The sequence below is a fragment of the Streptomyces resistomycificus genome (assembly GCF_001514265.1).
Taxonomy (GTDB): Bacteria; Actinomycetota; Actinomycetes; order Streptomycetales; family Streptomycetaceae; genus Streptomyces; species Streptomyces resistomycificus.
This window is the reverse complement of the sequence record NZ_KQ949010.1, coordinates 1-16,525: the sequence shown is the minus strand read 5'-3', so window position 1 is coordinate 16,525 and position 16,525 is coordinate 1. Positions and strand designations below refer to the sequence as shown.

Sequence of the window (16,525 nt, the reverse complement as noted above, 5' to 3'; positions counted from 1 at the left end):
CAAGTTGACTACCGTTTCGATCGCGTTCGCAGGCGGGGCTGACCACTCCACTGCCGCGCACGTCAACCAGCGACCGGGGGGACACCGTCGCTACGGGGAGGGTTCATCGTCATGCCGCGATTCCGGCTGCCCAGGCACGCTCGACCGAGCTCGCACGCTCCGCTGCCCGCCTGAGGCCTTCGCACCGTACGGGCTGACGCCCTCGGCTCCTGCCGTGGGCTTGTCGCCGTACGCGTTCCTGTCCGCCTCATGGCGCCTCCACGTCTTCGGACGGGCCGTGCTGCCCGCCCTCCCCATGAAGAACGGATGCTCTTTTGCGTTCCAGACCAGGGCCGTTCGCGCCCGTGAAACGCCAGGCGAGAGGCTTCTCGCGACTGATCCCGCCGGTACTCGCGCTCGCGGTGCTCGCCACCGTCGCCGAACATCCGGATCTCACGGGCGACCGAGAGCTCAACGCCGGCCTGGTGGCCGACAGTTACGACGGCTTCGACGCCAAGGCCGCCGACCAGCTCCGGCAGGACCAGTGCCTGATGGCCGACGTGCTGCGCATGGGCGGCCCGGCCATGTTCACCACCGCGCAGGACGCGCTCAACCAGACCCCGGACAAGCTGCACACCGCGGCCGACCGTGAGCGCTGGAAGGACACCCCGCTGGGGAAGGCGTTCGAGACGGACAGGGCCGCCGCCTCCAAGGAAGGGGCGGCACTCGACGCGTACACCGAGGCGTGGAAGAAGCCGCTCGACGGCCTGAGCACCCCGGCCGGGTTCACCGAGACCGGCTTCCACTGGCCGCCGGGCACCACCGGGACGGGCCCCGGCTTCTTCGAGCAGACCGGCCTGAGCAAGTGGGTCTCGGACCGGTTCTGGAAGGCCGAGGAGGACTTCTACGAGGACCCGACCCCGCTCGCCGACGAGGCCACCCTCAAGGCGGTCAAGGACCTCGGCACCCCGCTCTACGGCAGCGACCCCGACCCGTCGCTCCCCGGCCCCGACTGGCAGCGGGCGTTTGCCGAACACCAGGCGTGGGACAGCCTGGTGAACTGGTCCCTGGAGCCGACGGGCGCGGACAACGCCCGGGTCTTCCTGGGCTCCGGTGGCTTCCCGCGCACCGCGCCCGAGCCGGGCAGCGTCGAACACCGCATCGCCGTCGAGGACCTGAAGTCCCGGTTCGCCTCCTGCGCCTGGCGCGGGCCGGTCGACCCGAACAAGGTCCTCGGCAAGCAGGTCGCCGACGCGTCCGCCGAGTGGCAGCAGGAGGTCTCCTCCCAGGCCACCCAGCGCAACCAGATCCTCGGTGCCAACGTCGGTGCCACCAAGGCCCTCGCGACCGGCTCCAAGGCGCTGGGCGAGATGCTGGGTTACTCGTGGATCGCCGACCGGCTGGCCCGCTGGCAGGACTACTGGTCCGCCGGCGGCCCCGGCTGGATCGGTGACAGCCCGATGGTCATCCACGCGCACGGTGCCGCCGACAAGTGCCTCGAAGCGGGCGGCGCCAAGAAGGACAACGGCACACCGGTGCAGATCTACACCTGCAACGGTGGCCCCGGCCAGAAGTGGTCGATCCGCGGCGACGCGCTGGTCAACGTCAACTCCGGCAAGTGCCTTGACGTGAAGAGCAACGACACGGTGAACGGCACGCTGTTGCAGCTCTGGACGTGCAACAAGAGCGCCGCCCAGAAGTGGGAGTACAACACCCACGCGACCACGCGCCTGTACAACCCGGGCACCGCCAACTGTCTCGACCTCGCGACCTACGCCAACGGCCGCGACGCGCGGATGTGGGACTGCAAGGGCACCGACCCGCAGAAGTTCGACATCACGCCCTCCGGCCACAACGGCACGGACGCCCTCGACTACCCGACGAAGGCCCAGTTCGACAAGGCCAAGAAGGGCGTCGCGGACGCCCAGGCCGCGGCGAAGAAGCAGCTCGACCTGCTCAAGGCCCAGGCCACCGCGGCGAAGACGGCCGCCACCACCACGGACACCGCCACGCAGGCCGCCTACGCGACCGCCGACAAGGCCGGTGCTCCCCGGGGCCGGGGCCTGCTGGTCGGGCAGCAGAAGGCACAGGTCACGAAGGCGTCCGCCGCCGCTCTGGAGGCCATGACGAAGGCCGGTGACACCGCCTACGCGGCCACCCGCGCCTCCGTCGGCGACAGCGCCACCATCGCCGCCCGCGCGGTGACGCAGGCCGCCGCGTCCAAGGCGGCCTTCCGTACGGCCGCCGCCAACGAGGCCAGGGCCCAGGCCAAGGCCGCCGCCGACGCGGCCGCCGTGCAGGCCCAGAACGCCAAGACCGCCCGCGACACCGCCAAGGCCAAGCTCGCCGAGACGGTGAAGGCGGAGGCGGACGCGAAGGCGGCGGCCGCCACCGCCCACGCCGAGCGGCTCAAGGCGGAGGCGGAGGAGGCCACCGCGAAGGCGGAGAAGGCGACCGCCGCGCAGAAGCAGGCCGAGGCCGCCCAGCACAAGGAGAACGCCCAGGGCCACGCGAAGACCGCCACCGAGGCAAAGGGCCGGGCGGAGACCGCCGAGTCCACCGCCCGGACCAAGCGCCAGGACGCCGAGGCCGCCCGGGACCGGGCGAAGGGCAAGCGCGACGAGGCGTGGGACGCCGAGAGCAAGTCGAACGCCGCCCGCGCCAAGGCCAACGCCAAGGACGCCTACGCCGAGGCCCACGCGTCGGACGCCGACGCCAAGGAGTCCCGGGCTGCGGCCGACGCGGCGGACACGGCCGCCGGTGAGGCCGAGTCGGCGGCGACGTCGGCCCGCGCCGAGGCGGACCTGGCGACCCAGGCCGCGGCCGACGCCGACGCGGCGGCGACGCGGGCGGAGGCGGCGGCCAAACGCGCCCGTTCCCACGCTGACGCTGCCCAGGCCGCGAAGCTGAAGTCGGACGCCGCGGTGAAGACCGCGACGAGCGCCGCAGCGGACGCGATCAAGGCGTCCAAGGACGCGGCCGCCGCGGCGAAGACCGCGGACGAGCTGGCCGACAAGGCGGAGAAGAACGCGGCCGACGCGAAGAAGCAGGCCGACGCCTCCAAGGCCGAAGCGGTCAAGGCCGTCGCGGGAGCGGCGGACGCCGCCGGTCACGCGTACGTCACCGCGCAGGCGTCGGAGGACGCCGGCAACTCGGCGCGCCAGGTCGCCGCTCCGGCGAACGACGCGATCCAGCTCGGCTCTCCGTACGTCACCACCGACTCCGCGGCCGGACTCGTCGTCCTGACCGGACAGTCGTCGAAGACGATCGCCGAGCAGCAGCAGGCCGTGGCCGAGGCGCACGCGGCCAACGCGCAGAAGAACGCCACGCAGGCACAGAGCCTCGCGAACGCGGCGACCGGTGACGCGAAGGCCGCGTACACGCTGGCCGCCGAGGCCGCCGGATTCGCGGCCGACGCCCGCAAGTCGGCCAAGGAGGCGATGGGTTACGCCGCCGAGGCGGCCAAGTACGCGGCGGACGCGCAGAAGTCGCTCGCCCGCACCATCGAGTACAACCGCCAGGCCACCGAGGACGCGGCCGCCGCCGACAAGGCCGCAGGCCGGGCCGAGGGCTACGCGGCCGACGCCCGCGCCTCCGCCGACCAGGCGGCCCTGGACGCGGAGGCCGCCCGCACGGCGGCGTCGGAGGCCGAGCAGGCGGCGAAGGACGCCCGCGCGGCGGCCGACCGGGCCGACATCGAGGCCACCGCGGCCGAAGAGGCGGCGAAGGACGCCAAGAAGCACGCGGACTCGGCACAGCAGGCGGCCGACCAGGCCGGCCGCGAGGACGCGAACAAGCAGGTACAGACGGGTGCGGGCACCGGGGTCGGCGGGGTCTTCTCCGTCATCGACGACCTCAAGCAGCGGGGCGACCCGCAGCGGCTGCCCGACGACTGCTCGCGCCTTCCGTGCGACCTGGTCTACAAGGTGAAGTTCGACGCGGTCGTCAGCTACTACCTGTGCGCCAACCCGGACGTGCCCGCCACCGAGTCCGGCTGCCCCGCCGAGGACACGTTCTTCCTCACCACGAAGACGTTCCCGGGCCTGTCCAAGACGGTCAAGCTGTCGTCCTGGGACGCGACCAAGGAGCTGTGGAAGGGCCTCTTCGAGTCACTCATCAGTGACTTCACCGGCTGCTACCACAAGATGACCAGCGCCGATGACGGGGGCAGCTACGGCGACTGCGCCTGGGCAGCGTCCAACTTCATCCCGGGCAAGACCTACGACCTGATCGCCGACGCGATCCGGGCCCTGAACGCCGCCCTGCGCCGCGGGGACGGTGTCGCCGACGCGCTGAAGGAGCTCAAGAAGCTGGACGTCGACCCGGAGACCCTGGCCGACATCGAAAAGACGGTGGACGCGTTCGAGGACGCGCGGACGGCGTGCAAGGTCAACAGCTTCCCCGGCGGAACCGAAGTGGTCCTCGCCGACGGCAGCCGCAAGCCGATCCGGGACGTGCGCCCGGGCGACCTGCTGCTGGCCACCGACCCCGACGCCGGAACCACCCGGGGCGAGCCGGTCACGCGTACCTTCTCCCACCCCTCCACGGATCTGCTGGACATCACCCTTGCGGACGGAGGACGTCTCACGAGTACACCCGGTCACCAGCTCTTCGTGGTCGACCGCGGCTGGACTCTCGCCTCGGACCTGCGCACCGGCGACCGGCTGCGCATGCCGGACGGTGCCCTGCGCACCGTGGCCGCCCTGCGTGACCGGACCGAGCCGAAGCCCCGGACGGTGTACGACCTGACCGTGTCCGGCCTGCACACGTTCTACGCCGTAGCGGGCAGCACCCCGGTCCTGGTCCACAACTGCAACGACGTCGCGCTCGACGAGAGGTCGTTCCCCGGCCAGGCGCACACGCTCTCGGACCACGTGCGGCCCAACCGGACGACGGCCGAGGACAAGGCCATCGAAAAGACGCGCAAGAACAACGGCCGGGACACGCCGAACAGCGTTTTCGAGGACCAGAAAACGGCCCAGGCCGTCGTCGACGCCGCCCTGAACGACAAGGCGGGCATGATCACCACCTGGATGAGGGGTTCCAAGAGCGAGCTGGACTGGTCGGGGTTCGTCGGGCCGAAGGACAAATCCCTGGGCACGGTGTACTACGCGGACAGAAGGACTCCGACCAAGGCGGGCAACGGCTACTACATCAAGCTGGTGAGGGTGGTGCGGAAGCCGGGGGAGCCGAGACATCCTCGGGGCTACTACGTGCAGACGTGCTACCCGAAGTAGGGAGGAGACACGCGGTGCAGCGCTTCACCGAGTTCAGTTTCGGCGTGCCGTGGGTGATGAGCTTCTTCCACCAGGACTGGAGTCACGACGGGCCCACGGCTGCCGACGTCGTAACCAAGCACCTGGCGGAGGAGAGCTGCGAGGAGGTCCTGGCGGTCCGCCGGGACGCCGGGACCCTGGCCGAGGCCCTGCCCTCGGAGACGCTCGAGGTGCTGTGGACCGCAGGCGCGCAGTACATGCCGGGCTTCGTGCGCACCACGGGAGCCGAGTGGACGCGGACGGTCGCCGGCCTGTGTGACGCCAGACTGTCCACAGAAGCGGACGTCCGTCCCCTCACCGGCGCCGACACCGAGGACGGCTGGTCCCAGCAGGACGCGGTCGTCGCCGAGATCGAGACGGCGGAGTTCCTGGCCGCCGACGTGCGCGAGGCGCTCGTGGACTGCGCCCGCGGCTGCACTCCGGAACTCGCGTTCCGCGTGCTGCTGAGGGCCGTGGTGAACGCCCCCGGCGCGACGCTGTCCCCAGGCCGGTATCGGAGGCTGGAGACCATCGGGTCGGCCCTCCACTACGGCGAGTTCGTGGTGGACAGCGTCCGGTTCCTGGTGGAGTCGCCCTGACCGCGAGACCGGGGCCCGCACTCACCGAGTGCGGGCCCCTTCTCATGCCGTCGCCCGTGGCGACTTCTCATGCCGTCGCCCGTGGCGACTTCTCATGCCGTCGCCCGTGGCGACGTGCTCGCTCGCAGGGTCAGCCCCGGCCGCAGCAGGGTCGCCTCCGGTACGACCCCGCCGCCCAGCTTCTCCATCAGGAGCTCCACCGCCCGCGCGCCCACCTCGGCGGACGGCAGGGTGACGGAGGTGATCCCGAGGGCCTCGGCCGGCTCGTCCGGGCAGATCGCCGTGACCGACAGGTCGTCGGGGACTCGCAGCCCGAGCTGTTCGAAGGCGTTTATCAGCGGTCGCAGGACCGCCTCGTTGTGGACGACCACACCCGTCAGCGCCGGCTGCTCCCGCAGGAGCCGCTCCGCCCCCCGGCGAGCCGCCGCCGGTGTCGGCTCGCAAGGGTGGACCGCCGACACCAACCCGCCCCGGTCGGCGGCGGCCGTGAAGCCCTGGACGACGCGTTGGGCGAACGCGGTCTGCCGGACGTACACCTCGGGCGGCGACCCGACCAGCGCCACCACCCGGTGCCCGAGCCGCGCCAGATGCTCCACGCACGCCTCGCCGGCCGCCTTGAAGTCGAGGTCGACGCAGGTCAGACCCTCGGGGGAGGCGGGGAGGCCGATCAGCACCGACGGGTCGGCCAGCCTTCGCAGCAACGGCAGCCGGGAATCGTGCAGTTGGACGTCCATCACGATCAGCGCGTCCGCCAGCGCCGTGTCCGCCACCCGGCGCAGCCCCTCCTCGCCCTCCTCCTGGGTCATCAGCAGCACGTCGTGGTCGTGCCGCCGGGCCGTCGTCACCACCGACACCGCGAACTGCGTCACCACCGGCACATGGACGCCGGCCCGTAACGGCGCCACCAGGGCCAGCACCTTCGACCTGCTGCCGGCCAGGGAGCGGGCGCCCGCGTGCGGCCGGTAGCCCAGCTCGCGGACGGCCTCCCGCACCCGGCGCCGGGTCGCGTCGGAGATCGGGCGTTTGCCGCTGAGCGCGTAGGAGACGGTGCTCGGGGAGACCCCCGCGCGCCGCGCCACATCCGTGATCTTCGCCATCAGGCACACTCCAGGGTCAGGACCCCGGTTCCGGCCGGCGCCCGCACCAGCACGCTCAGGAAGCCGAGTACCTCGGCGGGATGGCCCGCGGGGACGCCCTCGCCCAACAGCCGGTAGCCGTCCGTGAACTTCATGTGGGGGTTTCCTCACTCGACCGCACCCGGATCGATGCGTGACTCGTCGAAGCGCTTCGACGGTGGAAGGTATGGGTCCGCTGTGAGGGCGTCAATGGGGTGCGTCGGAATCAGAGAAGCGGTTCGACGGGTCGGCATGGTGGCCTGGCCTGTCAGCCCCCTGCCGCCGGGCCGGGCCAGCGTGATCATCAGGGCGACCGCCGCCGCCGTGACCGGTACGCCGAACCCCGCGGCGGCCGAGGCGTGCTCCGCCAGCCAGCCGCCGAGGGCGCTGCCGCCGGCGATCCCGCCGAGCAGGCCGGTCACCGCGAGGGTCATGCCCTCGTTGATACGTCCCTCGGGTGTGCGTTCCTGGACCAGGGTCATGCCGGTGACCATCGTCGGGGCCGTCGCCATCCCGGCGAGCAGCAGCGCGCCCGCCAGGACGAGCAGCGAGCCGGTGAGGGTGGCGGCGAGCAGCGGCAGCGTCATCAGCGCGGTCATGGCGGCGAGACACCACGGGTAGCGGTCCGCCGCCGGCCCGGCCGGCCGCACCGCCCCGTACAGCAGGCCCGCCACGAACGAGCCGGCCGCCTGGAGACCGAGCACCGGGCCCGCCGCCGCAGGGTGCCCCTGGGCGTCGGCGTAGGCGATCGTGACGACCTCCATCGCCCCGAACATCACACCCATGGCCAGGCACGCGGCGAGCAGCGGGGGCATGCCGGGTGCCCGGAGCGGAGTCTCGGCCCGCGCCGTGGTCCGCCCGGTGACCGGGGGCTCGGTGGAGCGCTGGGTGGCGAACAGCAGCATGCCCGTCACCAGCAGCAGCACGCCCGTCAGCGTGCCCGCCTCCGGGAAGAACACCCCGCACAGGAAGGCCGCGAGCACCGGACCCAGCATGAAGCAGAGCTCGTCGACGGCCTGCTCGAAGGAGACGGCGGTGTGCAGTCCCTCGTCGTCGCCCTTCAGCAGATGGGCCCAGCGGGCCCGGGACATGCCGCCCAGGTTGGGTGTCGTGGCGGTGGCGGCGTAGGAGGCGAAGAGCGTCCAGGCGGGCGCCCCGTGGTGCACGCACAGCACCAGCGAGAGCGAACCCAGGGCCGCGAGCAGCGTGGCGGGCACGGCGATCCGGGCCTGTCCGTACCGGTCGACGAGCCGTGCGACCCAGGGGGCGACCACGGCGGTCGCCGCCAGCCCCGTAGCGGTGACGGCGCCGGCCAGGGCGTATGAGTCCCGGGTGCCGGCGATCATGACGACCGCGCTCACGCTGAACATGCCCATCGGTATGCGGGCCAGCAGGTTGCCGGCGGTGAAGGCGCGGGCGCCCGGGACAGCGAACAGCCTGCGGTAGGGGCCGGGCGGGCGGTTGCCGGAGCGGGGGTTGAGGTCGACGATGACCAGGTTGTCGCCGACCACCGTGTACAGAGATGGCGTTTTGGGGGTGGGTTGCGGCATGGGTCCACGGTCGCCCGAGGCTGATCAAGGGGTCCAACACCTTCTCCGCGGCGATTGACGCACCGGCGGTGTGAATACCCCGTACCGATTCACGCGCCCCCGTTGTAAGTTCACCGGATGCCCGCCACCGGTCACCATCTCGACCCCCGGCTCCTGCGCGCCTTCCTCGCCGTCGCCGAGGAGCTGCACTTCACCCGCGCCGCCGCCCGGCTCTACGTCGCCCAGCAGGCACTCAGCCGGGACGTGCGGCGACTGGAGCGGGACCTCGGGGCCGAGCTGTTCGTCCGGACCACCCGGCAGGTGACGCTGACGGCGGACGGCGAACGCCTGGTGCCGTACGCACGCCGGGCGCTCGACGCCCAGGACGAACTGCTCGCCGCCTTCGGGCAGGCCCGGCCCCTGCTGGTGGACCTCAACTCGCCGGGCCTGGCCACCGGCCGCCGGGTCCTGCTCCGGGCCCGCGAACTCGCCCCCGAGCTGGAGCTGATGGCCCGCTACGAGAGCGGTCTGACCCATGCCGCGGCCGAACTGCTCGCCGGCCGCCTGGACGCCTCCTTCGGACGGTTCGCCGGCCTCGACCCGGCGTTGCGCTCCGGTCTCGACCAACAGGCGGTGCGCCACGAGCCGATGGCGGTCGTCCTGCCCGAGGACCACCCGCTGGCGGCACTGGAGGCGGTGCCGCTCGCCGCACTCGCCGGTGAGCGGGTGTACGCGGGGGCCGGCAACCCGCGTACACCGGAGTGGACGGACCTCGCCCGCCGGCTGTTCGAGGGGCGTGGTATCGAGGTCGCTCCGCCCGCTCCGCTGGCCGTCGGGGAGGAGGAGTTCCAGCGGGTCATGGCGAAGACGCGCAACCCCATCCTCGCGGTGGTGGACTTTCCGGCCATGCCGAAGACGGTGCTGCGCCCGCTGATCGACCCCGTTCCGCTGTCCCCCGTGTCGTTGGTGTGGCGGAAGGGGCACACGCACCCCGGGATCGACGCTCTGCGCCGAGCGGCGGCCGAGCTCTCGGCGGCGGAGGGATGGCTGCGGAGGCCTGCGGGGGCGTGGGTTCCACAAGCGGACATCACGATGATTAATGTCCGCAATTGACATATAGGCGCCGCATAGCCCACGAACACACGTTGTTCTGGGCCGAGTTCGATGATAAATGTCCATGTTTGACATGTGGTCACCGCATGCCCCGCGGAGGCACTACCTTTCGTGACCCGAGCACAGTGTGGCTGAGGGGGCGCTCGAACCGGGTGGGGGCTCGGTTCGATCGACGAGTGCTCGGAGTCGTGTGCGCACCCGGAACGTTCCCGTGGGGGGATGCACGTGCGCGAGAACACATGGCAGCAGGACGCCCAGCCGGAATGGCCGGAAGCGGCCTCCGAGACGAGGGGCATCACGGCGGGGGGCCGAACCCAGGCCTTCCCGGAGACGGGACAGGCGGAGGCCCTCGCGTCGGCACTGGAGCCCCAGGAGTCCCAGGAGCCCCAAAAGCCGCAAGTACCGCAGGAGCCGGAGGTTCGCGCGGAGAGCCCGGCGCTCAGCGACCCGTGGGAGAACGCCCACGACCCGCGCGAGGTGACCGTCCAGCTCGACGGGGACGCCCTGCACGCCGACGGCCGGGCCGGCGGCGCGCCGGACGGCTCCGACGGCCCGGTCTTCGTCGACGAGTCCGGCCGCCGAAGCCGCAGATACCGACGGATCGGCATGTCCGCCGGTGCCGCCTGCGCGATCTACGCGGTGGTCATCGTCGCGACCCTGCTCTCCGGCAACTCCCACGCACCGTGGCTGCCCGTGCCGGGCCAGGGGGACGGCAAGGAGGCCGACCAGGTCGAGAACTCGCCCCTGCCCGCGGACCCGGCCGAGCCCGTCGACGCCGGCAGGATCCCGCCCGGCATCGCGCCGACCTTCAGCGACGGTACGACGCCGTTGCCGGGCGCCAGGCCCACCGCGCCCGGCGCCTCGGTGCCCGCCAAGATCCCGGCCACCTCGGCCGCCCCGAAGCCGACGGCGACCAAGGCGACCCCGGGCCCGGGAATCGGCCCCACCCCGCCCCCCGTGGTTCCCACGGACCCGCCGACGAGCAGCCCGCCCGACCCGCCGGCCACCACCACGCCGACGCCCACCCCGACCGAATCGCCGACCGGTGACGGTGGAACCACCGGCGGCGGCACCGAAACGGTGGCCGACGGCGGAAGCGACCCCACGCCCGTCGCCTCCAGCGCACAGCCCATGGAGAGCGCTGTCTGATGGCAACCCGCACCCGCCGGTCCCGGGCCGCGACCGGAGTCCTGGGCGGCTTTCGCCGCTCCCTTCCCATGCGCCTGCTGCTGCCCCTGCTCGCTCTCGTCGCACTGATGGCGATGCTGATGCTGCGGGGGTACGTGCACAGCGAGGTCCTCGCCGACCACCGCGTCCAGGCGCCCGTCGCCTCCGACCGGGTGCCGGACCGGATCCTCGAGGGCGGACCGGTCATCGACACCCGTGGCGGCCGCAGCCAGAGCCTGAGCCTGAGGGACCACCGACTCGTCCTCACCTTCGACGACGGCCCCGACCCGGAGTGGACCCCGAAGGTCCTGGACGTGCTCAAGAAGCACGACGCGCACGCGGTCTTCTTCGTCACCGGCACCATGGCCTCGCGCTACCCGGACCTGGTGCGGCGCATCGTCGCGGAGGGCCACGAGGTCGGCCTGCACACCTTCAACCACCCCGACCTCTCCCTCCAGTCGAAGAAGCGCATCGACTGGGAGCTGTCCCAGAGCCAGCTCGCGATCACCGGTGCGGTCGGCATCCGCACCGCGTTGTTCCGCCCGCCGTACTCCTCGTCCGCGTCCGCCCTGGACAACAGGACCTGGCCGGTCACCAAGTACATCGGCAGCCGCGGCTACATCACGGTCGTCAACGACACCGACAGCGAGGACTGGCGCAAGCCCGGTGTCGAGCAGATCATGCGCAACTCCACACCCGAAGACGGCCGCGGCGCGATCGTCCTGATGCACGACTCCGGCGGCGACCGCCACCAGACCGTGCAGGCCCTGGACAGGCTCCTGCCCAAACTCCAGGCCCGGGGCTACGAGTTCGACACCCTGACCGAGGCCCTCGGCGCCGTCGGCGCGCACACCCCGGTCACCGGAATCGACCTGTGGAAGGGCAGGGCCTGGGTCTTCCTGGTCACCGCCTCGGACAACATCACCGCCGTGCTGGTGGTCGGCCTCGCGGTCATCGGCTTCCTCGTCATCAGCCGCTTCCTGCTGATGCTCCTCCTGTCCGGCGTCCACGCCCGCAGGGTGCGCCGCCGCGACTTCCGCTGGGGGCCGCCGGTCACCGAACCGGTGACGGTGCTGGTCCCGGCGTACAACGAGGCCAAGTGCATCGAGAACACGGTGCGGTCGCTGATGGCGAGCGAGCACCCGATCGAGGTCCTCGTCGTCGACGACGGTTCGAGCGACGGCACGGCGAGGATCGTCGAGGCCATGAACCTGCCGAACGTGCGGGTGGTACGCCAGCTGAACGCGGGCAAGCCGGCCGCCCTCAACCGCGGTCTGGCGAACGCCAGTCACGACATCATCGTGATGATGGACGGCGACACGGTCTTCGAACCGTCGACCGTCGGCGAGCTCGTGCAGCCCTTCGGCGACCCCGGGGTCGGCGCGGTGGCCGGCAACGCCAAGGTCGGCAACCGGGACTCGCTGATCGGCGCCTGGCAGCACATCGAGTACGTGATGGGCTTCAACCTGGACCGTCGGATGTACGACATGCTGCGCTGCATGCCGACGATCCCCGGCGCGGTGGGAGCGTTCCGCAGGTCCGCCCTCGAACGGGTCGGCGGCATGAGCGAGGACACGCTCGCCGAGGACACCGACATCACGATGGCGATGCACCGCGACGGCTGGCGGGTGGTGTACGCGGAGAAGGCGCGGGCCTGGACGGAGGCCCCGGAGACGGTCCAGCAGCTGTGGTCGCAGCGCTACCGCTGGTCGTACGGCACCATGCAGGCGATCTGGAAGCACCGCGGGGCACTTCTGGACCGGGGCCCGTCGGGCCGCTTCGGCCGGGTCGGCCTGCCCCTGGTCTCCCTGTTCATGGTCGTGGCGCCGCTGCTGGCCCCCCTGATCGACGTCTTCCTGATCTACGGCCTGGTCTTCGGCCCCACCCAGAAGACGATCATGGCCTGGCTGGGTGTCCTCGCGATCCAGGCGGTCTGCGCCGCGTACGCCTTCCGTCTCGATGGGGAACGCATGACGCACCTGATCTCGCTGCCCCTGCAGCAGATCCTCTACCGCCAGCTCATGTACGTCGTCCTGCTCCAGTCCTGGATCACGGCCCTGACCGGCGGCCGCCTGCGCTGGCAGAAACTGCGGCGCACCGGGGTCGTCGAGGCGCCCGGCGGTCCGGTGCCGCGGCAGCGGGCGAGCAGCGACGACGAGCGGAGGCCGGTGGGGTGACGCAGGAACACACGCAGTCGACGTACGACATTCCGCGGCAGCAGGAGCCGTCCGCGCCGCCCGCGCCGGCGGGCCGCGACCGCTACCTGGACCTGCTGCGCTCGATCGCCCTGGTCCGCGTGGTCGCGTACCACCTGTTCGGCTGGGCCTGGCTGACGGTCCTGTTCCCGTCCATGGGAGTGATGTTCGCGCTGGCGGGCTCGCTGATGGCCCGTTCGCTGAACCGGCCGGCGTGGGGGGTCGTCAGGGGCAGGATCAGGAGACTGCTGCCACCGCTGTGGGCGTTCGGCGCGGTGGTGCTGACGCTGCTGTTCGTCGGCGAGTGGAGCCCGTCGAGGGACCCGGACCACGGCGGCGTCCAGGGACTGGTCGAGCTGATCGGCTATGTCGTCCCGATCGGCGCACCGCCCTATCCGGCGCACATCGGCTCCCCCTCGGGCCTGCTGGAGGACACGTGGGCGGAGCAGGCGGCGGGACCCCTGTGGTACCTGCGGGCGTACCTGTGGTTCGTCATCACCTCTCCGCTGCTGCTGTGGGCGTTCCGCCGGGCGCCATGGCCGACCCTGCTGGCTCCGCTGGGGCTGACGGCCCTGGTGGGTACGGGACTTGTCGCCGTCCCGGGCGAAACCGGCAACGCCGTCGGCGACTTCGCGGTCTACGGCGGCTGCTGGGTCCTGGGGTTCGCCCACCACGAGGGCCTGCTGCGGCAGGTCCCGCGCTACCTGGCCGTCTCCTGCTCGACGCTGCTGATGGCGTTCGCCCTGTGGTGGGCGGCGGGCCATCAGGGCCCGAACGGCTGGGACCTGAACGACATCCCGCTGGCCCAGGCGACCTGGTCCTTCGGTTTCGTGGTCATCCTGCTGCAGTACTCACCGTCGTGGCGGGAGCTGCCGGGGCGACTGGCCGGATGGGACAGGCTGGTGACCCTGTCCAACAACCGCGCGATCACGATCTACCTGTGGCACAACCTGCTGATCATGGCCACGTTCCCGATCCTGGACCTGCTGTACGAGCTTCCGTTCCTGCAGAGCGCCACCGTGGAGGCCGCGCTGGACTCCACGTACGCGCTGTGGACGTTCGTCCTGGTCTGGCCGCTGATCGGGCTGGCGATCCTCGGCGTGGGATGGATCGAGGACCTGGCGGCGAGAAGGAAGCCACGGTTGTGGCCGAACGGCGCGAAGAAGAGGGCGGCGCGGCAGCGGTAGGACGGCGGCCGCCGAACCGGCGGTGCCGGCCGCACCGTGCGTTCCCGCTCGGTGCGGCCGGCGCGGGGGCTACTTGAGGTAGCCGCCCTTGAAGCCGTCCTGGTCGGCCCAGATGCGCTGGCGGCCGTCCCAGGCGATGCCCTTCCACTCGCCCTGCCAGATCGTCTCGGCGTGGGCGTTGTTCCCCGGGTTCGCGGAGATCCACTTGCTGACGATCCCGTGGGAGTACTCGAGGAACGGCACGCGGTTCTTGTGCGAGGCCCACCCGCTGTAGACCTTGGTGACGCGGGAAGAGGTCGTCCGGTAGTTGACACCGATCTTCACGGTCGTGACCGTCACGCCCATGATCTTGTCGCTGACGCTGTACCAGGCGCTCCGGTCGTAGTACCGCGCCGACGGGTCGGAGAGCTCCTCGTCGGTCGTGGGGGCGGTCTCGACCTCCTCGATGCCGCTCGTCGCCTCCAGGACCACGTCGCCGCCCTCGGTCTCCTTTCTCAGCTCGGTCTCGTACGCCTCCTCGTTGATGGAGTCGACGTCGGTGGCGTCCGAGAGGAAGTCTCCGAGCTCCTGGCCGCGCTCAGGGTCGTCCAGGTAGGTGACGAACTGTTCCTTCTCGCTGTCGGACAGCGTCTGGTACTCGTCCAGGGTCTGCTGGGCGTCCGAGTCGCCCAGCTCCACCTGGGTCACGAGGTACTGCTCGTAGCCCTCGGGAGTGGTGGCGGTGTCGTCCGCGGACGCCGTCGCCGGGACGGCCGCCATGGCCAGCGCCGCCGCCGTGACGGCAGCCATGCTGACAAGGCTCTTACGGGTCATCTTCACGGTGTTACGCATTTCTACTGCCTCCGCTACGTGGATTAAACACGAATCGAATAAAGACAGCAGGGAAAGCGCGCAGCGTACAAAGTGGAGACATTGCGGTAAGCAATATCTGCGCCCCCCTACACGCGGTTCCCGCCTTTCCCCTTTCGGCGTTTCCCGCGCAGACATGATCTTTACATAAATGGTGGATCCTGGGGAGTCTTTGTTGCTTTATTTGAGCTTGACTTGAGCATTGCCTGAGCTATCTGAGCTTGATTTGAGCATCGCCCCGTCGAGATGTCCGAAAGTGTCGAAGTGCTCCGGTGGAATTCGGTGGCCGAACACACGAGAACGCCCGGCCGGGAAGCCCCGGCCGGGCGTCTGTCGTGCGGTGAAGAGGGGTCAGAAGGCCAGCGACCACCCGTTGATGGTGCCGGTGGCGCCCTCGGAGGCGTCCTCGGCGCGCAGCTTCCAGGTGCCGCCCGCCGGCGAGGCGCCGGCGTCCGCGGTGAAGAGGCGCTGAATCGTGCCGCCCTCCTCCGTCTCGGACGTGGACTTCAGCGGGTACGTCCTGCCGTCCGGGGCGACCAGGCTGATCTCCAGGTCGCCGAGCCAGTCGTGCGTGGCGTCCACGTACACCCGCGTCGCCGCCGAGGCGGAGCCGGTGAGCCCGCTGACCGTGATGGGCGACTCCACGAAACCGGGGTCGGGGACGGTGTGGTCGGTCTGGTTCTCGTACGAGGTGGGGAACGTCAGCGACCAGCCGTTGAGGGTGCCGGTGGCGCCCTCGGAGGCGTCCTCGGTGCGCAGCTTCCAGGTGCCGCCCGCCGGCGAGGCGCCGGCGTCGACGGTGTAGAGCTTCTGGAGGGTGCCGCCCTCCTCCGTCTCGGACGTGGACTTCAGCGGGTACGTCCTGCCGTCCGGGGCGACCAGGCTGATCTCCAGGTCGCCGAGCCAGTCGTGTGTGGCGTCCACGTAGACCTGCAGTGTCTTCGGGGCGGAGCCGGTGAGGCCGCCGACCGTGATCGGGGACTCCGCAGAACCGGCGTCCGGGATGGTGTGGTCGGCCTGGTTCTGGTGTGAGGGGAACGTCAGCGACCAGTTGTCGAGGGTGCCTTCCGCGCCCGCGGACCTGTCCTGGACCCGGAGCTTCCAGGTGCCGTTGGCCGGGGAGGCGCCCGCGGCGACCGTGTAGGTCTTGCTGAGCGTGCCGCCCGGGTCCGTCCCGTTCGGCGCCTTGAGGGCGTACGCCTTGCCGTCCGGGGCGACCAGGTCGATCTTCACCTCGCCGAGCCAGTCGTGCGCGAGGTTCACCGAGACCTGGAGCGCCCCGGGGGCGTTGCCCGAGAAGCCGCTGACCGTGATCGGCGACTCCACGGTCCCGGGGTCGGGAACGACGAGGTCCGTGTCGTTGATGATCGTGGACGGCAGGGGCCTGGCGGCCGGGTCGGGCTCCGGCTCCGGGTCGGGCTCCGTCGCTCCGACCGCCTCGCCGAGGTCGATGCGGGGAATGCTGACATCCGCTTCGGTGACGGTCGTCCCGGTCGTCTTCAGCAGCGACTCCAGGTCCGCGATGCCTTTGTCCGGG

11 protein-coding genes are annotated in these 16,525 nt (G+C 71.2%); 6 read left to right on the top strand and 5 right to left on the bottom strand.

From position 1 onward, the window contains the following. Positions 1-530 precede the first annotated feature (530 nt). Entirely contained in the window at positions 531-5,216 is a 4,686-nt protein-coding gene (locus AQJ84_RS39780; protein WP_445585622.1) for a ricin-type beta-trefoil lectin domain protein, read from the top strand. Between the two features lie 14 nt (positions 5,217-5,230). Next, positions 5,231-5,833, top strand: coding sequence for a contact-dependent growth inhibition system immunity protein (locus AQJ84_RS39775; protein ID WP_030045388.1), 603 nt, complete (start codon positions 5,231-5,233; stop codon positions 5,831-5,833). Between the two features lie 92 nt (positions 5,834-5,925). Here AQJ84_RS39775 and AQJ84_RS39770 read toward each other — a convergent pair whose 3' ends face one another. Genes AQJ84_RS39770 through AQJ84_RS39765 form a run of 3 tightly spaced genes read right to left on the bottom strand, consistent with a single transcriptional unit; the run spans position 5,926 to position 8,498 of the window. Next, a complete protein-coding gene (locus AQJ84_RS39770) occupies positions 5,926-6,930 on the bottom strand; it encodes a LacI family DNA-binding transcriptional regulator (protein WP_053192551.1) in 1,005 nt (334 codons plus the stop codon). Then, entirely contained in the window at positions 6,930-7,064 is a 135-nt protein-coding gene (locus AQJ84_RS44880) for a hypothetical protein (protein WP_259294363.1), read from the bottom strand. Before AQJ84_RS44880 ends, AQJ84_RS39770 begins: the two co-directional genes overlap by 1 nt. A 12-nt stretch (positions 7,065-7,076) precedes the next feature. After that, on the bottom strand, positions 7,077-8,498 hold the full coding sequence (locus tag AQJ84_RS39765) for an MFS transporter (protein WP_225889289.1): 1,422 nt from the start codon (positions 8,496-8,498) through the stop codon (positions 7,077-7,079). A 117-nt stretch (positions 8,499-8,615) separates the two neighbouring features. On the opposite strand from AQJ84_RS39765, the gene AQJ84_RS39760 reads away from it, so the two are divergent. The 4 genes from AQJ84_RS39760 (at position 8,616) to AQJ84_RS39745 (ending at position 14,139) form a co-directional block, all read left to right on the top strand. Then, positions 8,616-9,590: a LysR family transcriptional regulator gene (locus tag AQJ84_RS39760; RefSeq protein WP_030045393.1), complete on the top strand. Its 975-nt coding sequence runs from the start codon at positions 8,616-8,618 to the stop codon at positions 9,588-9,590. A 225-nt stretch (positions 9,591-9,815) separates the two neighbouring features. Further along, positions 9,816-10,739, top strand: a complete 924-nt coding sequence (locus AQJ84_RS39755) for a hypothetical protein (RefSeq protein WP_128092398.1) — start codon at positions 9,816-9,818, stop codon at positions 10,737-10,739. Then, positions 10,739-12,934 carry a glycosyltransferase gene (locus AQJ84_RS39750; RefSeq protein WP_053192549.1) on the top strand — a complete coding sequence of 732 codons (2,196 nt, stop codon included), beginning with the start codon at positions 10,739-10,741 and terminating at the stop codon, positions 12,932-12,934. Before AQJ84_RS39755 ends, AQJ84_RS39750 begins: the two co-directional genes overlap by 1 nt. After that, positions 12,931-14,139 (top strand): acyltransferase family protein, encoded by a 1,209-nt coding sequence (locus AQJ84_RS39745; protein ID WP_053192547.1) that lies wholly within the window; start codon positions 12,931-12,933, stop codon positions 14,137-14,139. Before AQJ84_RS39750 ends, AQJ84_RS39745 begins: the two co-directional genes overlap by 4 nt. Before the next feature lie 69 nt (positions 14,140-14,208). Here the strand turns inward: AQJ84_RS39745 and AQJ84_RS39740 are convergent, their stop codons facing one another. Then, entirely contained in the window at positions 14,209-14,928 is a 720-nt protein-coding gene (locus AQJ84_RS39740; RefSeq protein ID WP_157875002.1) for a hypothetical protein, read from the bottom strand. Positions 14,929-15,339: 411 nt separating this feature from the next. Continuing rightward, a partial coding sequence (locus AQJ84_RS39735; RefSeq protein ID WP_211276886.1) for a proprotein convertase P-domain-containing protein occupies positions 15,340-16,525 on the bottom strand: 1,186 nt, incomplete at its 5' end.